Below are 25,123 nucleotides of genomic sequence, written 5' to 3' on the forward strand. Positions count from 1 at the left end.
GATGCCCCGCCCGCGCGCGTCCCACCCGGCGATCGCGGTCGCGGCCCTGCTCGCCGCGCTGCTCGCGGGCTGCGCACCGACGGCGTCGCCGTCCGAACCGGTCGATCCGGCGGGACTCGCCGACATCACGGTGAGCGTCGGGCAGGGCCGGGTGGATGTCGCGGGCGGACGCATCTTCGTCCTCGTCGAGAACGGCCGCGACGAGCCGATCACGGTCCGCTCGCTGAAGGTGCGCACAGCGGGCTTCGAGCCGGGCATCGCCGACGACGATCCGACGGACTTCCCGGCGGGACGGGCGATCGCGATCCGGCTCGCGCCGACCGACGCGATCTGCGACGCCGCACCGGACCCGATCACGGTCGAGCTCGACGTCGTCTCCGAGGCGGGGTCCGCGCGCGGCGAGCTGCCTGCGGACGACGCCTACGGCGCGCTCGCGCGGATCCACGACCAGGCCTGCCTGGGCGAGGCCGTCGCCGGGATCGCGGCCATCACGCTGCCCGACCACCTCCGGAGCACCGGATCGGGCGCCGACCGCCGCGCCGTGATCGATGTCGCGATCGCGCCGGCCGGATCGGGCGCCGGGAGCTTCCGCATCGACCTGGTGAGCGGCACGACCCTCATCCAGGCCGAGGGCGCCCACGACTGGGTGCTCGACCTCGACGTCGCCGCGGACGACCCGCCCTCGACGCTCGAACTCGCGGTCGCGCCGAACCGATGCGACGCGCACGCCGTCGCCGAGGACAAGGTCGGCAGCATCCTCCCGTTCGACGTCACGACGTCGGACGGCCTGAGCGGCACCGTGCCGTTCGCCGCGAGCACCACGCTGCGCTCCGAGCTCTACGCCTACTACGCGGAGCGCTGCGGCCTGCCCACCGGCTGACGCCGGGTGGTCGAGGAGTCATCCCTCCCGGTGGTCGAGGAGCGCCCCCTTCGGTAGTCGAGGAGCGCCCCCTCCCGGTAGTCCAGGAGCGCCCCCTCCCGGTGGTCGAGGAGCGCCCGACGGAGTCGGACGCGTCTCGAGACCACGCCCGCCCGACAGCCCGCCTCAGCGCGGCTCCACGACCCGCGCCAGCAGTTCGACGAGCAGCCGCTCGGTGACGGGAGCCGGCAGCGCCTCGACGAGCGCGAGCACGGGCGCCATCCGCGCGGGCAGCGAACCGCCCGAGCCGTCCGTCGCCGCCCCGAGCCCGATCGCCGCGAGGAGGCCCGCCGCCGTGTCGGAGTCGATCGCGCCGCCGCCGGCGAGCACACCCGCGGCGCCGGGCGCCGCCTGTGCGAGCCCGGCGAGCACGGCACCGCCGTCGACCGCGGGCACCCCGCGCACCGCGTCCGCAGCGCCCGCGAGCACCGGCAGGAGCGTGTCGAGCACCGATTCGGTCACGGGCGTGACCGTGAGGTGCGTCGTGCGCGGCAGGAGCGTGCCGTCGGCCTGGCGCAGCGCGGGCTGCAGCTGGATGACCCACCCCGCCTCGCGGACCGCGTCGGCCCAGTGGTGCGGGTCCACGCGCCGGTCGGGCCCGACCGACTCGTCGGTCGCGACCGCGAACAGCGGGCCGACCGGGTCGCCCACGACGCGCAGGCCCTCGATCCGCTCGACCGCGTCGCGGAGCGCGGTCGTCGCGCGCATCGCGCGACCGGCGAGTCGGGCGTAGCCCTCGGTGCCGAGCGCCTCGATGATCGCCCACGCCGCGGCGAGCGGCCCGGCGGGCTTGGAGCCCGCGAGCGTCGGGTTCACGACGGGGTATCCCGGCCAGGCGGTCGTCGCGAAGTACTGGTGCCGCTGCAGGTCGCGTCCGCGCGTGAGGAGCACGGACACGCCCTTCGGCGCGTACCCGTACTTGTGCAGGTCGGCCGACAGGCTCGTCACGCCGGGCACGGCGAAGTCCCACGCGGGCAGCCCGTCCTGGAACGCGAGCGCGAACCCGCCGATGCAGGCGTCGACGTGCACCGGGATGCCCCGGGCCGCGCCGAGCGCGGCGACCTCTTCGATCGGGTCGAGCGTCGCGAACGGGTACGAGGGCGCGCTCACGACGATGATCGCGACGTCCTCGCCGAGGCGCTCGGCGATCGCCGCGGGGTCGGGCGCGCCCGTCGAGGCATCCACCGGCACGCCGTCGAACTCGAGGCCGAACGCCTTCGCGGCCTTCTGGAAGGCCGCGTGCGCGGTGATCGGCGCGACGAGGCGGGCCCGGCCCTCGCCGCCGCGGGCGATCCAGGCGTCGCGCGCGGCCTTCACCGCGAGCATGCAGCTCTCGGTGCCGCCCGACGTCACCGAGCCGACGACCTCGTCGTCGCCGTGGAACGCGGCCCGAGCGAACCCGACGACCGCCCGCTCCATGGCGGCGACCGACGTGAACGTGGTCGGATCGAGGCCGTTCACGGGCTGCACGAGCTTCGCCGCGTCGGAGGCGAGCGCGTCGAGCTCGGGCATGCCGGCGTCGTACACGTAGGCGAGCACGTGCCCGCCGTGGGTCGGGGCATCCGCCTCGCGCAGGGTCGCGAGCTCGGCGAGGATGTCCGCGGGGTCGCGTCGGAACGTGGTCATCGGGATGCCTCCAGGGCTTCGGGTTCGATGTCGACATCGGCGCGCCCGAGCGGGTACCTCGCGATGGCGACCAGGCTCAGCGCGGTGAGCGCGGCGGGGACGGCGCTGAACGCGAGCACGATGCCCGCGATCGCGGCGGGCGACTGCGCGACGACCTGGTCGCCGACGGATTCGACGTACCCGGTCACGGCCAGCACGACGGTGAGCACCGTGGCGCCGAGCGCCATGCCCGCGGTCTCCCCCGCCGTCCAGACGCCGCTGAAGCTGCCGGCGCGCTCGACGCCCTCGCGTCGCGCGTCGTGCGTGATGACGTCGGGCAGCATCGCCATGGGCAGCGACTGCATGCCCGCGTAGGCGGCGCCCGCGACCGCCACCGGCGCGTAGATCCAGGGCCCCGGCGCCCAGATCATGCCGATGAGCGCGGCCGTCGCGACCACGAAGAGGAGGGTCGCCCACCGGAAGCCGCGCTCCTTGCCGACGCGGCGCGCGATCCGGCCCCAGATCGGCGCGAACACGACGGCCGGGGCGATGAGCGACGCGAACAGGAAGGTCGTCGCGCGCGGGTCGCCGAGCACCCAGGTCGCGACGAACTGGGCGCCCGCGAGCATGAGGCCGGTCGCGAGGCCCTGCAGCACGAACGCGCCGAGCAGGGCGCGGAACGGGATGCTCCGCCGGAGCGCCGCGATGCCGTCGCGGTACGCCGTGACGAGGCCCGCGCGCGCGTCGGCCGACGCGGCACCCGCGTTCTCGGCGGACCGTGCGCCGCGGGGCGCGACCGTGGACGCGACGAGCATGCCGACGCCGATCGCGAGGCCCGCGACGATCGCCATCACGAGGTAGCCGAGGTACTCGTCCTCGAACGCGGCCCGGATCTCCGGCCCGCCCGCGCCGAACGCGAGGATCGAGAGTGTGAGCACGACCACGCGCCACGTGAGGAGCCGCGTGCGCCCGTCGTAGCCGGGCGTGAGCTCGGCCGGGAGCGCGATGTACGGCACCTGGAACAGGCTGAACGCGGTCGCGGTCGCGAGGAAGGCGAGCAGGACCCAGACCGCGGATGCCCCGGGGACGAGCCCGGCCGGCACCGCGAACGTGAGCGCGAACCCGATGGGCAGCGCGATCGCGCCCGCGAGCATCATGCCGCGACGCGTCCCCCGGCGCGCGAGGGCGCGGTCGCTGCGGTCTCCGATCCAGGGGTCGATGACGACGTCCCACACCTTCGCCGCGGTCACGACGAGGCCTGCGAACAGCGGCACGACGCCGAGGGTGTCGGTCAGGTAGTAGACGAGGACGAGTCCGGGCAGCGTCGCGAAGCCTCCGGTGCCGATCGATCCGATCGCGTACCTGGCGACGACGCCGCGCGAAAGGGACTGATGCTCCGGTGCGGCCATGGAGGGAGAGTGTACCTGCGCCGACCGAGAAGTGGGACACGTGACCTAGACTGTCCGCCATGCCAGCCACGACGGCCACCCCCGACCTGTTCGCCTCCCTCGTCGACGATGTCGTCGCGACGGGCGCCGAGCGCGTCGCCGTGCCCACGCCCGCCACCGGCGAGACCCACCACGAGCTCCCCCGCTCCACCGCCGACGACGTCGTCGACGCGGTCTCCCGCGCCCGCCTCGCCCAGATCGCCTGGGCGCGCGCCGGCTTCGCCCACCGCCGCCGCGTGCTGCTGCGCGCGCACGACCTGATCCTCGAGCGTCGCGAGCTCCTCCTCGACCTCGTGCAGGTCGAGAGCGGCAAGACCCGCGGCCAGGCCCTCGAGGAGGTCGTGCAGGCCGCGGCCGTCACGAGGTACAACGCGCTCGAGGCATCCCGGGTCCTGAAGGGCCGGCGCGTCCGCGCGGGCCTGCCGACCCTCGTCACCACGCGAGTGCGCTACCGCCCGAAGGGCGTCGCGGGCGTCATCACGCCGTGGAACTACGCGCTCAGCCTCGCCGCGATGGACGTCGTGCCCGCCCTGGCCGCGGGCTGCGCGGTCGTGCAGAAGGCCGACGACCAGGGCGCGCTGTCGATCCTCGCGCTCCGGCGCGCGTTCGTCGAGGCGGGCGTGCCCGAGGCGCTCTGGGCCGTCGTCACGGGCTCCGCCGAGGAGGCCGGCGAGGCTCTCACCGACACCGTCGACTACATCTGCTTCACCGGCTCGACCGCGACCGGGCGCCGCATCGCCGAGAAGGCGGGCCGGCGGCTGATCGGGGCATCCCTCGAACTCGGCGGCAAGAATCCGATGATCGTGCTCGACGACGTCGACCCGGTCCACGCGGCCGCGGATGCCGCGTTCGGCTGCTTCTCGGCGATGGGCCAGCTCTGCGTCTCCATCGAGCGGATCTACGTGCACCGGAAGGTCGCTGCGCCCTTCACGGCCGCGCTCGTCGAGCGGCTGCGCGACCCCCGCCTGGGGTCCGGGCTCGACTACGGGTCCGACTTCGGTTCGCTCGCGAGCGCCGCGCAGTTCGCGCGCGTCACGGCGCACCTCGACGACGCGATCGCCAAGGGCGCGACGGTGCTCGTCGGCGGCAATCCGAGGCCCGAGATCGGCCCGTGGTTCTTCGAGCCGACCGTGCTCACGGGCGTGACACCCGACATGGACGTCTACGCGGCCGAGACGTTCGGCGCGATCGCATCGCTCTACATCGTCGACGACGAGGTCGAGGCCGTGCTCGCCGCGAACGCGAGCGAGTACGGGCTGAACGCCTCCGTGCTGACGCGGTCCGCGCGCACGGCGAAGCGCGTGTCCGACGCGCTCCTGGCCGGCAGCATCAACGTCAACGAGGCCTACCGGGGCTCGTTCAGCTCGGTCGCCGCGCCCATGGGCGGCGTGAAGGCCTCCGGGCTCGGCCGCCGGAACGGCCGCGAGGGCCTGCTCCGCTTCGTCGACGCGGTCACGGTGTCGCGCGCGACCGGCATCCTGCAGCTGCCGAGGTCCGGTGCGGACGTCGCCCGCCTCGAGGGCCCGTTCCTGCTGCTGACCCGCACGCTGCGCGCGATCCGCCGGAGCTGAGCCGGGCCGTCAGGTCGCCTCGGTGTCGAACGGGGCGGCCTCGCCTGCGCCCAGCGCCTCGCGCTGCCGCTTGCGCTGGAGGTAGGCGGAGTTCTCGTTGACCGACGCGCGCGCGACGACCGGGCGGGACGGCGCGGGCTCGGCGAACGGATCGGCGTCGCTCAGCGCCTCGCGGATGATCCGTCGCGGGTCGTACTGCCGGGGGTCGAGCTTCTGCCAGTCGACGTCGTCGAACTCGGGGCCCATCTCCTCGCGCATCCGGTCCTTCGCGCCGTTCGCGAGGTCGCGCAGCGAGCGGACGAGCTGGCCGAGCTTGGCCGCGTAGTGCGGCAGGCGCTCCGGGCCGAGCAGGAAGACGGCGATCACCCCGATGATGAGGAGCTTCTCGAACGTCAGACCGAACACCCCTCAAGGATAGACGGCGGCGAGGCGCACGTCGGGCGGCCGCCGCGGCCCCTATCCTTGGGGGTTGAGCAAGCCCCGGGAGTCGCCACGTGTCGGAACACGACCTGAACTGGAAGTACGTCGACGAATCGACCGTCGAAACGGACGCCGTGTCCCGGGCACGCCAGCAGTCGCTCGAGCTCGGCATCGAGGCGGTCTCGCCCGCCGTCGCGGCGCAGCTCGCGGTGATCGCGGCGGCCTCACGGTCCGAGGCGATCATCGAGGTCGGCACCGGCGTCGGCGTCTCGGGGCTGTCGATGCTCCAGGCCGCACGCGGCTCGCTGCTCACGTCGATCGACCTCGAGACCGAGTACCAGCAGCAGGCCCGCGTGAACTTCGCCGATGCCGGCATCCCGGCGGCCAGGGTCCGGCTCATCGCCGGACGCGCGAGCGACGTCCTGCCGCGCATGAACGAGGCGTCCTACGACCTGGTCTTCATCGACGCGGATCCCGCCTCGGTCATCGAGTACGTGGAGCACGGCCTGCGGCTCGCGAAGGCGGGCGGCACGGTCGTCGTCGCGCACGCGCTCTGGAAGGGCCGGGTCGCCGACCCGGCGAAGCGCGACGAGTCGGCCGTGGCGTTCCGCACGCTCATCGGCGAGCTCGCGGGATCCTCCGCGGTGTCGACCGCGATCTCACCGGCCGGCGACGGGTTGCTGCAGATCGTCAAGCTGGGCGCCTGAGGCTCCCTCGACGACTCCGTCGGCCCGCTCGGATGCCGCGCACGGCGGTTGGAGCGAGGAGGGGGCGCCCGGCCGCTCAGCGGCACGGGCGCCCGGCACGCCTGTTCAGGCGGGATTCACGACGCCGCCGAGGACGTCGTAGAGCTCCTTGGCCTCTGCGTCGTTCACCGAGACGACGAGGCGACCTCCACCCTCGAGCGGAACCCGCACGATGATGAGTCGACCCTCCTTCACAGCCTCCATCGGCCCGTCTCCGGTGCGTGGCTTCATGGCCGCCATTGAGCTACCCCTTTCGTGGCTGAGATTCCATTATCTCTCGCCCGCGAGCCCCCGCGGAACACTGCCCCGACCTGTGGAGGAGCGGTCCGTCACACGGCGACCCGGATCGTCTCCGATCACGGCGGCGTCCAGTCCGACCCGATGATCACCCAGCAGATCCAGAGCCACCCCACCTGCAACGCCAGCAGCACGGCGACGAGCGTCCAGCGGTACCAGCGCGCCCGGGGCACCGCGAGCGCACCCGCGAGCGGGAACATGGGCGCGAGGATGCGGAACGTGCTCGACTGCGGGAAGAACACCGCGAGCAGGTAGGTCGCGTACGAGACGAGCCAGAGCCGGAGGTCGATCCCGAGGCGGCGGACGGCGGGCGTGAAGAGCACGAGCACGAAGGCGACGACGAGCGCGACGACCGCGATCGTGCCGAGCGGCCGCCCGATCCACCAGTCGCCCGACTGGAACCATGCCGTGAACGGCATGAGCTCGCCGCGGCCGATGTACGCCGAGCGCCACGCGAGCTCGGTGTCGGTGTAGGCGGCGGGATCGCCGGTCGCCATCCAGGCGATCCCGGGCCATGCGAGGCCGACCGCGCCTGAGAACACCGCCGCGATCGCCGCCGCCCAGCGCTCCGGCGGCGGGAACGGATCCGACCGACGGCGGATCCACCTGACGATCCAGTGCAGCGCGAGCGTGAGCGCGAACGCGAGCGCGCCGGGCCGCGTGAACGCCCACAGCGCGAGCACGGGAAGCAGGAGGAGGTACCGCCGGTCCACCAGCAGGAGCAGCGCGACCGCGAGCAGGAGGAACCCGAGGGACTCGGCGTAGCCGAGCTGGAGCACGGGCGACGCGGGCGCGACGCAGAACACGACCACCGCGAACATCGCCCGGTCCGGTTCGAGGAACCGGCTCATCAGCCGGTGGAACACGAGCGCCGCGCCGAGGCCCGCCGCCGTCGCGATGAGCACCGCCGCGAGGTCCCACGGCACGCCGAGGAACGAGAGCGCCGCGATCAGCCCCGGATACACCGGCAGGAACGCCCACCGGTTCTCGGCGACGTGGCCGTCGTCGGCGAGCGGCAGCTCGCTCGGATAGCCCGCGTCGGCGATCCACGCGTACCACCGCGAATCCCACATGGTCGAGTACTCGACGAGCCCCGGATGCGCGCCCGTCCACTGGCTCGCGGGCTGGGCGGCCGCGAAGCACAGCAGGAAGACGGTCGTCACGACGCGCGAGGCGCCGTAGACGAGGATGACCCGCGCCCACCACGGCAGGAGCCGCCAGCGCACGCGCGGCGACCAGCGATGCACGCGGAACCAGTCCGGTTCCCGTGCTCGCACCGTCGCGCGGCTCACGGGCGGCTCAGGCGGCGCCGGTCAGCCAGGCGCGCAGCGCCCGCTCGCACGAGAGCACCTGGTCGACCGCGACGCGTTCGTCGTCGGCGTGGGCCTTCAACGGATCGCCCGGGCCGAAGTTCACCGCGGGCACGCCGAGCGCGCTGAAGCGCGCGACATCCGTCCAGCCGTACTTGGGCGCCGGGTCTCCGCCGACCGCCGCGAGGAAGTCCTGCGCGAAGTCCGCGTCGAGCCCGGGTCGTGCGCCGTCGGAGCGGTCGACGACCGTGAGCTCGTACTCGGGGAACAGCGCGCGCATGCGGTCGATCGCCTCGCCCGACGTGCGGCTCGGCGCGAACCGGTAGTTCACGTGGAGCATGACCTCGTCGGGGATCACGTTGCCCGCGACGCCGCCGGTCACGCCCACCGCGTTCAGGCACTCGCGGTACGCGAGCCCGTCGACGTCGATCGTCTCGGCCTCGAACGCCGCGAGGCGCTCGAGCGCGGGTGCGAGCTTGTGGATCGCGTTGTCGCCGACCCAGCCGCGCGCCGAGTGGGCGCGCACGCCGTAGGCGCGCAGCTCGAAGCGGATGGTCCCGTTGCAGCCGCCCTCGACGCGCGAGTTCGACGGCTCGCCGAGGATCGCGAAGTCCGCCTCGAACAGGTCGGGCCGGTTGCGCGCGAGGCGGCCGAGGCCGTTGAGCTCGGCCGACTTCTCCTCGTGGTCGTACCACATCCACGTGACGTCGTGGACGGGCTCGGCCAGCTCGGCGGCGAGCTTCAGCTGCACCGCGACGCCGCCCTTCATGTCGGCCGTGCCGCGCCCCCAGAGGTAGGCCTCGCCGTCGATCTCCTCGAACCGGGTCGGCAGGTTGTCGTTGATCGGGACCGTGTCGATGTGGCCCGCGATCGCCACCCGACGCGCGCGGCCGAGGTTCGTCCGCGCGACGACGCAGTCGCCGTCGCGGATGACCTCGAGGTGCGGGAAGGCCGCGAGCGCCTCGACGATCAGGTCGGCGAGGGCCGCCTCGTCGCCCGACACGCTCGGCACGTCGCAGATCGCCCGGGTGAGCTCGACCGAATCGGCGGACAGGTCGAGCGGGGCGAAGGCGCGTTCGGGCATGACCCCAGTCTACGAACGCCGCGGCGAGGCATCCGCACGGTCGTTACGCTGGATGCCATGCCCCTCGACTCCGCTTCGCCCGCCCGTCCCGCGTGGGGCGCCGGCCTCGCCACGATCGCCGCCGACGGAACCGTGCTCGACACCTGGTTCCCCGCGCCCGCGCTCGGCGCGGCGCCCGCCGGCGCGGCGCTGGACCCCGAGTTCGCCTCGCTCGCCGGGCCGGACGAGCGGCGCGCCGTGCGCGTCGAGGCGGTCGTCGTCGAGATCGACCTCGACGCCGCGCCCGAGAGCACGCCCGACGCCTACCTCCGGCTCCACGTGCTCTCGCACCTGCTCGCCCGACCCAACACCGTGAACCTCGACGGCGTGTTCGGGCACCTGCCGAACGTCGTGTGGACCAACGCCGGCCCGGTGCATCCGGCCGACTTCGACCGACTCCGCCCGTCGCTGCTGCGCGCGGGCATCCAGGCGCAGGGACTCGACAAGTTCCCCCGCCTGACCGACTACGTGACGCCCGAGCGCGTGCGGATCGCCGACGCCTCGCGCGTGCGCCTCGGCGCGCACCTCGCGCCCGGCACGACCGTCATGCACGAGGGCTTCGTCAACTTCAACGCCGGCACGCTCGGGACCTCGATGGTCGAGGGCCGGATCTCGCAGGGCGTCGTCGTCGGCGACGGCACCGACGTCGGCGGCGGGGCATCCATCATGGGCACGCTGTCGGGCGGCGGCACGCAGCGCATCGCGATCGGCGAACGCGCCCTGCTCGGCGCGAACTCGGGCATCGGCATCTCGATCGGCGACGACTCGGTGGTCGAGGCGGGGCTCTACGTCACGGCCGGCACGAAGGTGTCGGTCATCGGCCCCGCAGGCACGACGCCGCGCATCGCCAAGGCCGTCGACCTCTCCGGCCGGCCGAACCTGCTCTTCCGCCGGAACTCCCTCACGGGCGGTGTCGAGGTGCTCTCGCGCACCGGCGAGGGCGTCACGCTGAACGCCGCGCTGCACGCCTGATCCCGGGCGGGTGGATGCCCCGCGCGGGCCTCCCCCGCCCGGGAACCCCGCTCGGGTACAGTGATCACCCGGGATCGCCGTGTGCGCGATCCCGCTCCGATCACGAGGGAGTGGCATGGGCACCGATGATCCGCGGACCGGTCGGAGTCGCCTCACCGCCGTGATGATCGGGGTGCTCGTGACCGTGCTGGTCCTGGCACTCGGCGCCACCGGCTTCGGCTGGTGGACCGTCACGCGCTCGTTCCCCGAGACCACGGGCCAGATCGACGTGCGCGGGCTCGACGCGGCCGTCACGGTGTCCCGCGACGCGCACGGGATCCCGACGGTCACCGCGCAGACCGACCACGACCTGTTCTTCGCGCAGGGCTTCGTGCACGCGCAGGACCGGTTCTGGGAGATGGACTTCCGCCGGCACGTCACCGCCGGGCGCCTCGCCGAACTGTTCGGCGAGAGCCAGGTCGAGACGGACGCGTTCATCCGGACGCTCGGCTGGCGCACGGTCGCCGAGGCCGAGTACGCGATGCTCGACGAGACGACGAAGGCGCTCTACGACGCCTACGCGGAGGGTGTGAACGCCTACCTCGCCGACCGCGGCGGCGCCGAGCTCTCGCTCGAGTACGCCCTCCTCGACCTGCAGAACCCGGGCTACTCCCCCGAGCCGTGGACCGCGGTCGACTCGGTCGCGTGGCTCAAGGCCATGGCCTGGGACCTCCGCTCCAACCTCGAGGAGGAGATCGACCGGGCCGTGCTGTCGACGACGCTCGCACCGGAGGACGTCGCGCTCCTGCACCCCGCGTACCCGTACGGGCAGCACCCGACGATCATCGGCGGCGCGCCCGCGGCACCGGCCGCACTCGACGTCCGCGCGCTCGACGCGGGTGCGGGCGCGAGTGCGGGTGCAGGCGCGGACGACCCGGCGACCGTGCTCGCGGATCCGGGCGTCACCCGTGCCCTCGCGGGCCTGCGCGCCGCGCTCGACGGCCTCCCCGAGCTCATCGGCCCCGCGGGCGGCGACATCGGGTCGAACTCCTGGGCGGTGTCCGGGGCCCTCACCGACACCGGGCTGCCGCTGCTCGCGAACGACCCGCACCTCGGGGCATCCACGCCGTCGGTCTGGGCGCAGATGGGGCTGCGCTGCGATCAGCTCGACGAGGACTGCTCGTTCGACGTGACGGGCTTCACGTTCTCGGGCGTGCCCGGCGTGATCATCGGCCACAACCAGCAGATCGCATGGGGCTTCACGAACCTCGCGCCCGACGTGACCGACCTGTACGTCGAACGCGTCGTCGACGACACCTTCGAACTCGACGGCCAGTTCCTCCCGATGCGCACGCACGAGGAGGTCATCCAGGTCGCGGGCGGCGAGCCGCGCACCATCACGGTGCGCGCGACCGGGCGCGGCCCGCTCCTCAGCGACGTCTCCGACGCCTTCGGCGCCCTGGCCGACGGCTACCCGGCTGCGATCGGCGCACCCGAGGCCGACTACGCGGTCTCGCTCCAATGGACCGCCCTCACGCCCGGGACGACCCCGCAGGCGATCTTCGCGATCGACCGGGCGACCACCTGGGACCAGTTCCGCGGCGCCGCGGCGCTCTTCGACGTCCCCGCGCAGAACCTGCTCTACGCCGACACCGCGGGCAGCATCGGGTACCAGGCGCCCGGCGACATCCCGATCCGCCTCACGGGCGACGGCACCGTGCCGCTGCCGGGCTGGACCAGCGCGAACGGATGGCGCGGAGCGGTCGACTTCGGCGCGATGCCCGCGATCCTCAACCCCGAGCGCGGGTACATCGTGACCGCGAACAACGCCGTGCAGCAGGGCGGACCGTTCCTCACCGCGGACTGGGATCGCGGCTACCGTGCCGCGGCGATCGAGACGCTGCTGCGCGCCCACCTCGACGCCGGCGAGCAGGTCACGGCCGAGATGATGGAGGAGATCCAGGCCGACACCGCCGATGGCAATGCCGCCCAGTTCCTCCCCGTCATCGCCTCGCTGACGCTCGACGGGGACGCCGCGGAAGGTCAGCGGCTGCTGGCCGACTGGGACGGCCGCGACGACGTCGACAGCGCCGAGGCCGCGTACTTCGCGGTCTTCTGGCGCACCCTGCTCGCCGACATGTTCGCCGACCTGCCCGAGGGCACCGAGCCCAAGGGCAACGCGCGGTGGTGGGGCGTCATGGCGACCCTGCTCGCGACGCCGGACTCGCACTGGTGGGCGGACCCCGCGAGCGGCGCGGTCGGGCGCGACGCCGTGATCGCCGCCGCGCTCGACGCCGCCTGGGACGAGGCCGGCGAACGCATGGGCACCGACCCGGCGAACTGGCGATGGGGGCGCCTGCACACCCTGACGCTCGAGAACCAGAGCTTCGGCAAGTCCGGGATCGACGTGATCGAGCGGCTCTTCAACCGCGGCCCCTACGAGGTGTCGGGCGGGTCGTCGATCGTGAACGCGACCGGGTGGGACGCCTCGCTCGGCTACGAGGTGCACTGGGTGCCGTCGATGCGGATGGTCGTCGACCTGGACGACTTCGATCGATCGCGCTGGATCAACCTGACCGGGGCATCCGGCCACGCATTCGACCCGCACTACGACGACCAGACGCCGCTCTGGCAGCGGAACGAGACGCTCGCGTGGCCCTACACCGCCGAGGCCGTCGGCGACGCCGCCCGCGACGGACTGGTGCTGCGGCCCGTCGGCTGAGCGCCGGCCGTCAGCGGCGCGGCAGGTGCCGCTCGGGCTCGCCCGTGTAGAGCTGCTGGGGACGGCCGATCTTCGTCTGCGGGTCGAGGTTCATCTCGCGCCAGTGCGCGATCCAGCCGGGGAGGCGGCCGATCGCGAACAGCACGGTGAACATCCGCGTCGGGAAGCCCATCGCCTTGTAGATGACGCCGGTGTAGAAGTCGACGTTCGGGTAGAGCCGGCGCTCACGGAAGTAGTCGTCCTCGAGGGCGAACTGCTCGAGCTCCTTGGCGATGTCGAGCAGGGGGTCGGACACGCCGAGGCCCGCGAGGACCGCGTCGGCCGACTCCTTCACGAGCTTCGCGCGCGGGTCGTAGTTCTTGTAGACCCGGTGCCCGAAGCCCATGAGCTTCACGCCGTCCTCCTTGCGCTTCACGCGCTCGACGAACTTCCCGACGCCCTCGCCGGACTCCTGGATGCGGGCGAGCATCTGGAGCACGGCCTCGTTGGCGCCGCCGTGCAGCGGGCCCGAGAGGGCCTGGATGCCGGCCGAAATGGAGGTGAACAGGTTCGCGCCGGTCGAGCCGACGAGCCGCACCGTCGAGGTCGACGCGTTCTGCTCGTGGTCGGCGTGCAGGATCAGCAGCCGGTCGAGCGCCTGCGTCAGCGTCGGGTCGATCACGTAGGGCTCGGCCATGTTGCCGAAGTTCAGCCGCAGGAAGTTGTCGACGAACGACAGCGAGTTGTCCGGGTAGAGGAACGCCTGGCCGATGCTCTTCTTGTGCGCGTAGGCCGCGATGACCGGGAGCTTCGCGAGGAGGCGGATGGTCGTGAGCTCGACGTGGTCGGGATCGTTCGGGTCCGACGTGCCCTCGTAGTACGTCGAGAGCGCGGCCACCGCGCTCGAGAGCACGGCCATCGGGTGCGCCGTGTGCGGGAGCGCCGAGAAGAACCGCTTGAGGTCCTCGTGGAGCAGCGTGTGCCGGCGGATGCGCTCGTCGAACGCGGCGAGCTCGTCGGCGGACGGCAGCGACCCGTAGATCAGCAGCCAGGCGACCTCGAGGTAGTTCGAGTGCGACGCGAGCTCCTCGATCGGGTAGCCGCGGTAGCGGAGGATTCCGTTGCCGCCGTCGATGTACGTGATCGCCGACCGCGTGGAAGCGGTGTTCACGAAGCCGTAGTCGAGCGCGGTCAGGCCGGACTGCCGGGTCAATGTCGAGACGTCCAGGCTCGAGGCTCCGTCGACGGAGGGCAGGATCGGCAGTTCCGCCGTTCCGCCCGGGTACGACAGGGTCGCGGTCGCGGGCCGCTGCCCGGCCGCCTGGCTCTCGACGTCGCTCACGGCGCCTCCTGTGATCGTCACGTTCTGCGGTCACCTCTCCGGGCACGAGCATGCCTGCTCCGATCGCCCGCGTACAGCCTAGACGGGGTCCCCGCGTACTGTCGCATCCGCCAATGAATCGGGCGCCCGGTTGGCGAGGTCCTCAGTCCCCCGGCCGCGATCCCGTCGCGGCGGCCCGCAGCCGGGCCGCGGCCTGCCCGATGCGCTCGTCGCTCGCGGTGAGCGAGAGCCGCACGTGCTCGGGGAAGTGCACGCCGTAGAAGTGCCCCGGGCCCCCGACGATGCCGAGGTCGGCGAGTCGGCCGATCGACTCCCACGCGTCGCGCCCCTCGGTCGCCCACAGGTAGAGGCCGGCCTCGCTCCGATCGATCCGGAAGCCCGCGGCCTCGAGCGCCGGCAGCAGGACGTCGCGGCGCGCGCGGTAGCGCTCCTTCTGCGCCGCCACGTGCGCGTCGTCGCCGAGCGCGGCTACCATCGCGGCCTGCAGGGGTGCGGGCAGCATGAGGCCGGCGTGCTTGCGGACGTTCGTCAACTGCTCGATGAGTAGGCCGCATCCGGCGATGAACGCGGCCCGGTAGCCCGCCATGTTCGACTGCTTGCTGAGAGAGTAGACGGCGAGCGTGTTGCTGCGGTTCTCGCCGCTCACTCGAGGATCGAGGATGCTCGGCACCCGCTCGGCGTCCCACGGCGCGTCCCAGCCGAGTTCGGCGTAGCATTCGTCGCTGACGATGGTGGCCCCGAGCTCGCGCGCCCTGGTCTGCGCGGCCCGCAGGGCGTCGACGTCGAGCACGCGACCATCGGGGTTGCCCGGGCTGTTCAGCCACACGAGCTTGGTGGACTCGGGCCATTCGGCCGGATCGTCGGAGGCGAGCGCGTCGGCTCCGGCGATGGCCGCACCGATCGCATACGTCGGATAGGCGGCGCGAGGATGCACGACCACATCGCCCTCGCCAACGCCCAGCATCAGCGGCAGCAGCGCGACGAGCTCCTTCGAGCCGATCGTCGGCAGCACGTTGCGCTCGCTGAGCCCCGTGCCGACGACACCGCGGCGGCGTTCGAACCACTCGACGATGGCCCGGCGGAGCTCGGGCGTGCCGACGGTCTGCGGGTAGGAGTGCGCGTCGGTCGCGGCCGAGAGCGCGTCGCGAATCACCGCGGGCGTCTCATCCACGGGCGAGCCGATCGACAGGTCGACGACGCCGTCGGGATGCACGGCCGCACGCTCCCGGTACGGGACCATCAGGTCCCAGGGGTAGTCGGGGAGAGCCCCCAGGGCCACCTCAGTGCCCCTGCGGCGGCAGCGCTGCCACGACGGGGTGGTCGTAGGCGATCACGCCGACCTTGGCGGCACCGCCCGGCGAGCCGATCTCGTCGAAGAACTCGACGTTCGCCTTGTAGTAGTCGGACCATTCCTCGGGCAGGTCGTCCTCGTAGTAGATCGCCTCGACCGGGCACACCGGCTCGCATGCGCCGCAGTCCACGCACTCGTCGGGGTGGATGTAGAGCGAGCGCTCGCCTTCGTAGATGCAGTCGACCGGGCACTCGTCGATGCAGGCACGGTCTTTGACATCGACGCACGGGAGGGCGATGACGTAGGTCACGGTGGCAGCGTTCCCTTCGAGAATGGGCTTCCAGTCTATGCCGCGCGTCAGGCGACGGCCGACGTGCGTCGACGCGGAGCGACATTCGGCCACGCGACCACGAGCACCGCGATGAGCGCGGGCGCGACGGCCCACACCGTGCCGAGGACGTCGCCGGCCACGAGCACGCTGCCGCCCAGGCCCGGCAGGGTGAGCAGGGCGACCATGCCGACGAGCCCGGCGGCCGCGCACCCGGCCGCCAACCGGCCCAGCACGAGCCGGAGCCCGAGGAGGAGGCACGCCACGCCCGCGAGCGCGGCGACGATGCCCCAGGGGATCACGACCTCGCCGATGCGGATCGCGTGGCGATGGCCGACGGTCGCGATGCCGCCGTAGACGACGCCGACGAGCAGCGCGACCGCGATCGTCGCGGCCCGACTGCCCGCGGAACCGCTCACTGCACCGGGGTGACCGTGTACGCGACGCCACCCGTGTCGCCGGCCACGAGGACGTTCCAGGTGCCGTTCGATCGGAGCGCGGCGCCCTCGACCTGGATGGCGGCCATCTCCGGGTCCTCGACGTAGCCCGCGGCCTCGAGCGCGGCGACGGCGTCGCCCACCGGGTCGGCGGCATCCGTGCGGATGGTCACGACCCAGCCGTCGCCCGTGCCGGCCGCCGCCACGATCTCGCCGTCGACGAGCGGCACCTCGGTCGGGAAGCCCTCGGGGAGGTCGCCGCCGATCTGGACGTCGCCGCCGGTCGCGCCCTCGACGGCGCCCTCGACCGCGTCCTCGACGCCCTGCTGCACGGCGTCGACCGGGTTGAAGCAGCCGCTCAGGCCGATCACGACGCTCGCGGCGAGCAGGGCCGCGGCGAGACCGGTGCGTGCTGTGGACATGGGCGCCTCCTGGAGTCGTCGGGCGCGCTCCGGCTCGGACCGCCGCCTGTCCGGGAGTCTATCGATCGGGTGCGGCCGCGACCACGGAGCATCCGGCCCGGATGTCGTAGCGTGGCCTGAGGTGCGGCCGAGCCGCAGGAGGGATCGAAGATGACCGAACCGACGCCCGCGGCCGACGACGCCGTCCGCATCGAGATCGAGGGGCGCGTCGCGACGGTCGTCGTCGACCGCCCGAGATCGCTGAACGCCCTCTCCCCCGAGGTGCTCGACGCGCTCACGGCCGCGTTCGGGTCGCTGCGCGGCCACGGCGGGATCCGCGGCGTGCTCCTGGTCGGCGAGGGCGGGCGCGCGTTCGTCGCCGGCGCGGACATCCGCGCGATGTCGTCGCTCACGCCCGAGGAGGGGCGCGCGCTCGGCGAGCGCGGGCACGCGCTCGCGGCGGCGATCGAGTCGTTCCCCGCTCCCGTCATCGCGTGCGTCGACGGCTTCGCGCTGGGCGGCGGCCTCGAGCTCGCGCTGGCCTGCGACTTCGTCTACGCGACGGATGCCTCGGCCTTCGGCCTGCCCGAGGTCTCGCTCGGCCTCATCCCGGGCTTCGGCGGGACCGTGCGGCTGCCCCGCGCGGTGGGGCGCGCGCTCGCGCGCGAGCTGATCTACACCGGACGCCGGATGGAGATCGACGAGGCGGTCGCCGCCGGGCTCGTGCTCCGGCGGTTCCCCGACCGCGAGTCGCTGCTGGCGGGCGCGAGGGAGACGATCGACGCGATCGCGGTGCACTCGGGCGACGCGGTCGGCATCGCCAAGCGCGTGCTCACGACTGCGGCCGGCCGGCCGACCGAGGAGGCGAGCCGGATCGAGCTCGACGGCTTCGAGGACGCGTTCGGGACCCCTGACCAGGTCGAGGGCGTCGCCGCGTTCCTGGAGAAGCGGCCGCCGCGGTTCCCGTCGGCCTGACCGGGCGTGCGCTCAGCCGAGCCGGCTGTGCAGCCAGGCCATGCCGTCGAAGCGGACGCCGTCGGCGCCGAACATCTCGAGGTGCAGGTGCGGCCCGGTCGACTGGCCGGTCGTGCCGAGCCGGCCGAGCTGCTGCCCGGCGGAGACCTGCTGGCCCACGACGACCTGGAGCGATCCGAACTGCATGTGCGCGTAGGAGCTCGTGATGAGCTGCCCGTCGATGTTGTGCTGGACCTCGACGTTCACGCCGAGTCCGCCGCCGTTCTCGGTGGCGAGCACGACGACGCCGTCGGCGATCGACATGATCGGCGTTCCCTCGCCCGACGTGAAGTCGACGCCGTCGTGGCTCGTCGAGCAGCCCGCGCAGGGCGCCGAGCGCGGTCCGAAGCCGTCGCTCGTGCGCGACGGGTCGACGACCGGCCACACGATTCCGCGAGCCTGGCCGAGCGAGATCACGCCGAGCCCGGCGACGCTCGACGCGATGGGCGGCGGAGCGGCCTCGACCGAGTACGACTCGGGCGTGAGCATCGCGGCCTGGGTCTGCACCTCGGCGGGCACGACGACGGTCTGGGGGGCGACCGTCAGCCGGTCGGGTGCGGGCTCCTCGTAGACGCTCGCGACGGGCGCGCCCTCGTCGGCGGTGGTCGCGGTGACGGCCAGGGCGGGAACGTTGGCGGCGATCGCGAAGGCGCCCGCCATCGTCATCGCGAGCACGGCGACGCCGACGCGCGCGGCGTCGTTCGGGAGTCGATCGAATGCGTGCTGCGCGCGACCGAACGCGTGCGAGCCGGCCGTGTGGACGGCGACGGCGGCGGGCCGGAAGGCCAGGCCGAGGCGCTCGGCGGCGGGCCGCACGGCGTCGGCGGCGCGCCGGGCGGCGCGGGAGACGGCGGAGGGGGTGGAGCGGAAGGCGGAACCGAGGGGCTTCGGCGAGGCGGCGCGGCGGCCGTGCTTGGGCTTGGTCATTGCGTGGAGACTGCTTCGGGGGCTCGGGCGTGCGGGGACGCGTCGGGTCATCGGGGCGTTCATGTCGGCCTCGAGCGTCCGACCGGGCCTGGACCCGGCAGGGGCCCGCTGCGCGAGCCCGGTGAGAACGCTCTCTGAGGCAACCTCGGGTACGCTACGGACCGAGTCTGGGAGGAACCTGCCCGGAGCATCCACGAACCATGGGCAACCCGTGCGCATCCCGTGAACGCTCACATTCCGCGACGACTACCAGACGCCTACGCGACGACGGCGCGACCGGCGCGCGAGGACGGCGCGACGGCGCCTCCCCCGGCCCTCGACGACGCACCCCGCGACGCCCCCGGATACGACGACGGCCCCGGGCGGAACCGCCCGGGGCCGTCGTGGGAAACCGCTGGTCAGCCCTGCTTCTTGAGGCGCGACGTGGCCCGCGCGCGCTCGGTCTGGTCGAGCACGACCTTGCGGATGCGCACCTTCTCGGGCGTCACCTCGACGCACTCGTCCTCGCGCGCGAACTCGAGGCACTCCTCGAGCGTGAGCTGGCGCGACGGCGTCATCGACTCGAAGGTGTCCGCCGTCGACGAACGCATGTTCGTGAGCTTCTTCTCCTTGGTGATGTTCACGTCCATGTCGTCGTTGCGCGAGTTCTCGCCGATGACCATGCCCTCGTAGACCTCTTCGGTCGGGTTCACGAAGAACGTCATGCGCTCCTGGAGCGCGATGATCGCGAACGGCGTGACGACGCCCGCGCGGTCGGCGACGATCGAGCCGTTGTTGCGCGTGACGATCTGGCCGGCCCACTCGTCGTAGCCGTGCGAGATCGCGTTCGCGATGCCCGTGCCGCGCGTCGTCGTGAGGAACTCGGTACGGAACCCGATGAGCCCGCGGCTCGGAACGATGAACTCCATGCGCACCCAGCCCGTGCCGTGGTTCGACATGTTGTCCATGCGGCCCTTGCGCGCCGCGAGGAGCTGGGTGATCGCGCCGAGGTACTCCTCGGGCGCGTCGATCGTCAGGTGCTCGTACGGCTCGTGCGTCTTGCCGTTCACCTGCTTCGTGACCACCTGGGGCTTGCCGACCGTGAGCTCGTAGCCCTCGCGGCGCATCTGCTCGACGAGGATCGCGAGCGCGAGCTCGCCGCGGCCCTGCACCTCCCACGCGTCCGGACGGCCGATGTCGAGCACCTTGAGCGACACGTTGCCGACGAGCTCGCGGTCGAGGCGGTCCTTCACCATGCGGGCGGTGAGCTTGTGGCCCTTCACCTTGCCGACGATCGGCGACGTGTTCGTGCCGATCGTCATCGAGATGGCGGGGTCGTCGACGTGGATCGCGGGCAGCGGGCGCACGTCCTCGGGGTCGGCGAGGGTCTCGCCGATCGTGATGTCCTCGAAGCCCGCGACGGCGATGATGTCGCCCGGGCCGGCCTCCTCGGCGGGGAAGCGCTCGAGCGCCCTGGTCTTCAGCAGCTCGGTCACGCGGACGTTCGAGTGCGAGCCGTCGTGGCGGACCCAGGCGACGGTCTGGCCCTTGCGGATCCGGCCGTTGAAGACGCGCAGCAGCGCGAGGCGGCCGAGGAACGGCGACGCGTCGAGGTTCGTGACCCACGCCTGCAGCGGCGCCTCGTCGTCGTAGGCCGGGGCCGGGATGTGCTCGATGATCGCGCCGAACAGCGGCTCGAGGTCCTCGTTGTCGGGCAGCTCGCCGTTCTCGGGGCGGTTCAGCGAGGCGCGCCCCGCCTTGCCCGAGGCGTACACGACGGGCACGTCGAGCAGCGCGTCGACGTCGAGGTCGGGCACGTCGTCGACGAGGTCGCTCGCGAGTCCGAGCAGCAGGTCGTGGCTCTCCTCCTCGACCTCCTCGATGCGCGCATCGGGCCGGTCGGTCTTGTTCACGAGCAGGATGACGGGCAGGCGCGCCTCGAGCGCCTTGCGCAGCACGAAGCGGGTCTGCGGCAGCGGGCCCTCGGACGCGTCCACGAGCAGCACGACGCCGTCGACCATCGAGAGGCCGCGCTCGACCTCGCCGCCGAAGTCGGCGTGCCCGGGGGTGTCGATCACGTTGATCGTCACCGAGCCGCCGTTCGCGTGCGCACCGCGGTACTCGACCGCGGTGTTCTTCGCGAGGATCGTGATGCCCTTCTCGCGCTCGAGCTCGTTCGAGTCCATCGCGCGCTCGTCGACGTGCGCGTGGTCGGCGAACGAGTGGGTCTGCTTGAGCATCGCGTCGACGAGCGTCGTCTTGCCGTGGTCGACGTGCGCGACGATCGCGACGTTCCGCAGGTCTGAGCGGGTGGCCTTCGCCATGTGTGGATTCCTCGCGGTGGGGCATCCGCCGCCGCAGCGCGACTCGACGCGCGGGCAGCGCGGACGCGCTGGATGGGAGTCTGGGAGCGCGGATGCCCCGTGGACACGGGACGGCGCACCTTCAGCCTACCGCGCGCAACCCGAGTGGACGCCGAACGCCCGGCCGCTGGGCGGCCGGGCGTTCGGTGGGCGCCGTCCGATCGAGGTCGACCGGTCGGCGACCGGGTCAGGCCCCGAGCGGGATGTTCGCTCCGGGGATCGCCGCGAGCAGGTCGCGGGTGTACTGCTGCTGGGGGCTGTCGAAGACCTCGTCGGTCGTCGCCGCCTCCACGATCCGACCCCGCTGCATGACGCAGACGTTGTCGGCGATCACGCGCACGACCGCGAGGTCGTGCGTGATGAAGAGGTAGGTCAGCCCGAGCTCGGCCTGCAGGTCGGCGAGCAGGCGCAGGATCTGGGCCTGCACGAGCACGTCGAGCGCCGACACCGCCTCGTCGAGCACGATGATCTCCGGCTTGAGCGCGAGCGCACGCGCGATCGCGATGCGCTGGCGCTGGCCGCCCGAGAGCTCGTTGGGGTACCGGGTCGCGAGCGAGCGCGGCAGCGACACCTGGTCGAGCAGCTCGTTCACCCGCGCACGACGCTCGGCCTTCGTGCCGATCTTGTGCGTGAACAGCGGCTCGGCGATCGTGTTGCCGATGTTGCGCAGGGGATTCAGCGACCCGTACGGGTCCTGGAACACCGGCTGCATCCGGCTGCGCAGGTTGAACAGCTCGGACGTCGACACCGACGCGAGGTCCCTGCCGCCCACGACGATGCGACCACTGGTCGAATCCTCGAGCTTCAGGATCATCTTCGCCACGGTCGACTTGCCCGATCCCGACTCGCCCACGAGCGCGGTCGTCGTGCCCTTCGCGACTTGGAACGACACGTCGTCCACGGCCGTGAAGTCGCCGGACCCTCGGATCTTGAAGACCTTCGTCAGGTTCTCGACCGTGATCGCGGGCGGCTGCTCGCCGATCGCCTCGAGCGCCTGGGCGCGCGCCTCGGCGGTCGCGATCAGGTCGATCGCCTCGCCGGCCGCGCTCGAGGCCTCCGACTCGAGTGCGTGCTCGGCCGCCTGGATGCCGCCCGAGGCCTGGATGCGCCGCGACGCGAGGCTCGGGGCGGCGGCGACGAGCCGCTGCGTGTAGGGGTGCTGCGGGTTCTGCAGGATCTGCACCGATGGGCCCGACTCGACGATCCTGCCCTTGTACATGACCACGAGCTGCTCGGCGCGCTCGGCGGCGAGGCCGAGGTCGTGCGTGATGAACAGCAGGGTCGTGCCGAGCTCGCGGGTCAGGGACTCGAGGTGGTCGAGGATGACCCGCTGCACCGTCACGTCGAGCGCCGAGGTCGGCTCGTCGGCGATGAGGAGCCCCGGGTCGGCGGCCAGGCCCATGCCGATCAGCACGCGCTGGCGCATGCCGCCCGAGAACTGGTGCGGGAACTGCTTGAGACGCCGGTCGGCGTCGTGCAGGCCGGCCTCCTTCAGCACCTCGATGGCGCGCTTGCGCACCTCCTGCTTGCCGGACGCGATGCCGTTGGCCTTGATGGCCTCCTCGACCTGGAAGCCGATGGACCACACCGGGTTCAGGTTCGACATCGGGTCCTGGGGCACGAAGCCGACCTTGCGGCCGCGCACCTGCTCCATCTCCTTCGCGGAGAGCTTCGTCAGGTCCTGGCCGTCGAGCAGGATCTCGCCGCCCAGGATGCGGCCGCTGCCGGGGAGCAGGTTGATGATCGCGTGCGCGGTCGTCGACTTGCCCGAGCCCGACTCGCCCACGATGGCGAGGCTCTGCCCCTTGTAGAGGGTGAGGTTCACGCCGTCGACGGCGGTGACCGTGCCCTCCTGGGTCTTGAATCCCACCCGCAGGTCCTTGACCTGCAGGAGGGGCCGTTCCAGGCCGTGCTGCTCCACGTCCACTCCGTTCGCGGTGGTCTCGGTCATCGACGGGCCCTCGCCTTCGGGTCGAGGGCGTCGCGGATGACCTCGCCGAGCATGATGAAGCTCAGCACCGTGACCGACAGCGCGATCGACGGGAGGATCAGGGTCTGCGGCGCGGTGCGGAGGTCGACCTGCGCCTGGGAGATGTCATTGCCCCACGACATCGTCGTGGACGGCAGTCCGACGCCGAGGAACGACAGCGTGGCCTCGGCCACGATCGCCGACGCGAGGCCGATCGTCGTGATGACGATGACCGGCGCGATCGAGTTCGGCAGCACGTGACGCGTGAGGATCGTGCGGCGCGAGACGCCGAGCGCCGTCGCCGCCATCACGAAGTCGGCGTTCTTCACCCTCAGGATCTCGGCTCTCAGCACGCGCGCCGTCGCCGGCCACGCGAAGATGCCGATCGCGAGCGAGATGATCCACACGTTCGCGTACTTCGAGAACACCGACATGATCACGACGGCCGCGAGGATGTAGGGGATCGAGAAGAAGATGTCGCCGAGGCGCGAGAGCACCGAGTCGACCCAGCCGCCGTAGAATCCGGCGATCGAGCCGAACAGGATGCCGAGCGTCGCGATCAGGAACGTCACGATCAGGCCCACCGACAGCGAGGTCGACGTGCCGTGGATGATGCGCGAGTAGATGTCGCAGCCCTGCTTGGTGAAGCCGAGCGGATGCCCCGGCGCGGGGCCGGCGTTCGAGTTCGCGAGCTGGCAGTCGTTGTTCGGCGGCGTCTGCGTGAACAGGTTCGGGAAGAGCGCCACGATCACGACGAGCACGATGATGGCCGCCGAGATCCAGAACATCGGACGGCGGCGGATGTCCATCCACGCGTCGCGCCAGAGGTTCGAGGCCTTGCCGTCGGCCTTGACGGCGTCGACGGCGGCGACGGGGGTCTCTTCGACGGGTGCGACGAAGTGCTGCTGGTCTGGCCTGGTGTTACTTGGCATAGCGGATCCTCGGGTCGAGAACGGCGTACAGCAGATCCACCAGCAGGTTCACCACGAGGTAGATCAGCACCATGACGGTCACGAACGAGACCACGGTGGGGCCTTCTCCGCGGATGATCGCCTGGTAGAGGGTCCGGCCGACGCCGGGCACGTTGAAGATGCCCTCGGTCACCGTGGCGCCCACCATGAGCACGCCGAAGTCGACGGCGAGGTAGGTCACGACCGGGATGAGCGAGTTGCGCAGGATGTGGATCGGCACGATCCGCCCGCGCGAGAGGCCCTTCGACGCCGCGGTGCGGACGAAGTCCTGTCCGTCGGTGTCGATGACCGACGCCCGCGTGAGTCGCACGATCTGCGCGAAGCTGATCGTCGCGAGCACGATCGCCGGGAGTATCAGGTCCTGGATCGGTGCGCCGGTACTCACCGTCGGTCTGAACCAGCCGAGTTGGATCGCGAACACGTATTGACACACGAAGCCGACGACGAAGACCGGCAGCGAGATGAGGATCAGGCTCACCACGAGCGAGCTCGCGTCGAAGATCCCGCCCTTGCGGAGGCCCGAGATGAGCCCGACGCCGATGCCGAAGACCATCTCGATCAGGATCGCGATGAGCGCGAGTTGGAGGGTCACCGGGAAGGTGCGGGCGAGGATGTCGGTGACCGGCTCTCCCGAGAAGGAGGTGCCGAAGTCGCCGCGGAAGATCCCGCCGAGGAACAGGAAGTACTGGACGATGAAGGGCTGGTCCAGGTGGTACCGCTCGCGCAGGGCCTCGATGACCTGCGGCGGCGGGGTCTTGTCGCCGAACAGCGCGACGATCGGGTCGCCGGGCATGGCGAAGACCATGAAGTAGATCAGGAATGTCGTGCCGAAGAAGACAGGGATTGCCTGCAGGATTCGGCGCACGATGTAGCCGGCCATTGATCAGGCCCGCCGTTCCGTGGGAGTTGGCATGTTGATGAAACCTCACCGTGAATGGGAGTGCTCCCCCGATGCTACGCCGGATCATCGGTGCATCGCGGGAAACGTGGGTGTGGGGCGGCGGCCGATG

At 72.1% G+C, this 25,123-nt stretch carries 22 protein-coding genes; 6 read left to right on the forward strand and 16 right to left on the reverse strand.

Going from position 1 to position 25,123, the window contains the following annotated elements:
* Position 1 precedes the first annotated feature (1 nt).
* Entirely contained in the window at positions 2-880 is an 879-nt protein-coding gene (locus tag ACDF64_RS17165) for a hypothetical protein (protein ID WP_394552558.1), read from the forward strand.
* A 165-nt stretch (positions 881-1,045) separates the two neighbouring features.
* Here ACDF64_RS17165 and ACDF64_RS17170 read toward each other — a convergent pair whose 3' ends face one another.
* Both ACDF64_RS17170 and ACDF64_RS17175 read right to left on the reverse strand, forming a co-directional pair.
* Complete coding sequence (locus tag ACDF64_RS17170; protein WP_394552559.1) at positions 1,046-2,545, reverse strand: pyridoxal phosphate-dependent decarboxylase family protein; 1,500 nt, start codon at positions 2,543-2,545, stop codon at positions 1,046-1,048.
* Positions 2,542-3,933, reverse strand: coding sequence for an MFS transporter (locus tag ACDF64_RS17175; protein ID WP_394552560.1), 1,392 nt, complete (start codon positions 3,931-3,933; stop codon positions 2,542-2,544). The genes ACDF64_RS17170 and ACDF64_RS17175 overlap by 4 nt, the downstream gene beginning before the upstream one ends.
* Positions 3,934-3,992: 59 nt before the next feature.
* On the opposite strand from ACDF64_RS17175, the gene ACDF64_RS17180 reads away from it, so the two are divergent.
* Positions 3,993-5,543: a succinic semialdehyde dehydrogenase gene (locus tag ACDF64_RS17180; protein ID WP_394552561.1), complete on the forward strand. Its 1,551-nt coding sequence runs from the start codon at positions 3,993-3,995 to the stop codon at positions 5,541-5,543.
* A 9-nt stretch (positions 5,544-5,552) separates the two neighbouring features.
* Here the strand turns inward: ACDF64_RS17180 and ACDF64_RS17185 are convergent, their stop codons facing one another.
* Entirely contained in the window at positions 5,553-5,948 is a 396-nt protein-coding gene (locus ACDF64_RS17185; protein ID WP_394552562.1) for a sec-independent translocase, read from the reverse strand.
* Positions 5,949-6,037: 89 nt separating this feature from the next.
* Between ACDF64_RS17185 and ACDF64_RS17190 the strand changes: the two genes are divergently transcribed.
* Positions 6,038-6,670, forward strand: a complete 633-nt coding sequence (locus tag ACDF64_RS17190) for an O-methyltransferase (RefSeq protein ID WP_394552563.1) — start codon at positions 6,038-6,040, stop codon at positions 6,668-6,670.
* 105 nt (positions 6,671-6,775) lie between these two features.
* Here ACDF64_RS17190 and ACDF64_RS17195 read toward each other — a convergent pair whose 3' ends face one another.
* From ACDF64_RS17195 to dapE, 3 genes are all read right to left on the reverse strand, one after another.
* Complete coding sequence (locus ACDF64_RS17195) at positions 6,776-6,949, reverse strand: DUF3117 domain-containing protein (RefSeq protein WP_067875042.1); 174 nt, start codon at positions 6,947-6,949, stop codon at positions 6,776-6,778.
* A 116-nt stretch (positions 6,950-7,065) separates the two neighbouring features.
* Entirely contained in the window at positions 7,066-8,283 is a 1,218-nt protein-coding gene (locus tag ACDF64_RS17200; protein WP_394552564.1) for a hypothetical protein, read from the reverse strand.
* A gap of 22 nt (positions 8,284-8,305) precedes the next feature.
* Entirely contained in the window at positions 8,306-9,400 is a 1,095-nt protein-coding gene (gene dapE, locus ACDF64_RS17205; RefSeq protein ID WP_394552565.1) for a succinyl-diaminopimelate desuccinylase, read from the reverse strand.
* 57 nt (positions 9,401-9,457) lie between these two features.
* Here dapE and dapD point away from each other — a divergent pair, with 57 nt between their 5' ends.
* Together dapD and ACDF64_RS17215 are read left to right on the forward strand one after the other, a co-directional pair.
* Positions 9,458-10,411, forward strand: coding sequence for a 2,3,4,5-tetrahydropyridine-2,6-dicarboxylate N-succinyltransferase (gene dapD / locus ACDF64_RS17210; protein ID WP_394552566.1), 954 nt, complete (start codon positions 9,458-9,460; stop codon positions 10,409-10,411).
* A gap of 115 nt (positions 10,412-10,526) precedes the next feature.
* Complete coding sequence (locus ACDF64_RS17215; protein WP_394552567.1) at positions 10,527-13,112, forward strand: penicillin acylase family protein; 2,586 nt, start codon at positions 10,527-10,529, stop codon at positions 13,110-13,112.
* Positions 13,113-13,122: 10 nt separating this feature from the next.
* Here ACDF64_RS17215 and ACDF64_RS17220 read toward each other — a convergent pair whose 3' ends face one another.
* The 5 genes from ACDF64_RS17220 to ACDF64_RS17240 form a co-directional block, all read right to left on the reverse strand.
* Positions 13,123-14,433, reverse strand: a complete 1,311-nt coding sequence (locus tag ACDF64_RS17220; protein ID WP_394552568.1) for a citrate synthase — start codon at positions 14,431-14,433, stop codon at positions 13,123-13,125.
* A 142-nt stretch (positions 14,434-14,575) separates the two neighbouring features.
* Positions 14,576-15,712: a succinyldiaminopimelate transaminase gene (gene dapC / locus ACDF64_RS17225; protein WP_394552569.1), complete on the reverse strand. Its 1,137-nt coding sequence runs from the start codon at positions 15,710-15,712 to the stop codon at positions 14,576-14,578.
* 1 nt (position 15,713) lies between these two features.
* Entirely contained in the window at positions 15,714-16,034 is a 321-nt protein-coding gene (gene fdxA, locus ACDF64_RS17230) for a ferredoxin (RefSeq protein ID WP_394552570.1), read from the reverse strand.
* 47 nt (positions 16,035-16,081) lie between these two features.
* Positions 16,082-16,471 carry a hypothetical protein gene (locus ACDF64_RS17235; protein WP_394552571.1) on the reverse strand — a complete coding sequence of 130 codons (390 nt, stop codon included), beginning with the start codon at positions 16,469-16,471 and terminating at the stop codon, positions 16,082-16,084.
* Positions 16,468-16,911 carry a hypothetical protein gene (locus ACDF64_RS17240; protein WP_394552572.1) on the reverse strand — a complete coding sequence of 148 codons (444 nt, stop codon included), beginning with the start codon at positions 16,909-16,911 and terminating at the stop codon, positions 16,468-16,470. The genes ACDF64_RS17235 and ACDF64_RS17240 overlap by 4 nt, the downstream gene beginning before the upstream one ends.
* 150 nt (positions 16,912-17,061) lie before the next feature.
* On the opposite strand from ACDF64_RS17240, the gene ACDF64_RS17245 reads away from it, so the two are divergent.
* Complete coding sequence (locus ACDF64_RS17245; protein ID WP_394552573.1) at positions 17,062-17,865, forward strand: enoyl-CoA hydratase/isomerase family protein; 804 nt, start codon at positions 17,062-17,064, stop codon at positions 17,863-17,865.
* Positions 17,866-17,877: 12 nt separating this feature from the next.
* On the opposite strand, the gene ACDF64_RS17250 is transcribed toward ACDF64_RS17245, so the two are convergent.
* The 5 genes from ACDF64_RS17250 to ACDF64_RS17270 form a co-directional block, all read right to left on the reverse strand.
* Positions 17,878-18,831 carry a M23 family metallopeptidase gene (locus ACDF64_RS17250; RefSeq protein WP_394552574.1) on the reverse strand — a complete coding sequence of 318 codons (954 nt, stop codon included), beginning with the start codon at positions 18,829-18,831 and terminating at the stop codon, positions 17,878-17,880.
* 398 nt (positions 18,832-19,229) lie between these two features.
* Positions 19,230-21,134, reverse strand: coding sequence for a translational GTPase TypA (gene typA, locus ACDF64_RS17255; protein ID WP_394552575.1), 1,905 nt, complete (start codon positions 21,132-21,134; stop codon positions 19,230-19,232).
* A gap of 226 nt (positions 21,135-21,360) precedes the next feature.
* Positions 21,361-23,124 (reverse strand): dipeptide ABC transporter ATP-binding protein, encoded by a 1,764-nt coding sequence (locus tag ACDF64_RS17260; protein WP_394552576.1) that lies wholly within the window; start codon positions 23,122-23,124, stop codon positions 21,361-21,363.
* Positions 23,121-24,074, reverse strand: a complete 954-nt coding sequence (locus tag ACDF64_RS17265) for an ABC transporter permease (RefSeq protein ID WP_394552577.1) — start codon at positions 24,072-24,074, stop codon at positions 23,121-23,123. Before ACDF64_RS17265 ends, ACDF64_RS17260 begins: the two co-directional genes overlap by 4 nt.
* Positions 24,064-24,993 (reverse strand): ABC transporter permease, encoded by a 930-nt coding sequence (locus ACDF64_RS17270; protein ID WP_394552578.1) that lies wholly within the window; start codon positions 24,991-24,993, stop codon positions 24,064-24,066. The genes ACDF64_RS17265 and ACDF64_RS17270 overlap by 11 nt, the downstream gene beginning before the upstream one ends.
* Positions 24,994-25,123: the final 130 nt, after the last annotated feature.

Source organism: Agromyces sp. MMS24-JH15 (genome assembly GCF_043518605.1).
GTDB lineage: Bacteria > Actinomycetota > Actinomycetes > Actinomycetales > Microbacteriaceae > Agromyces.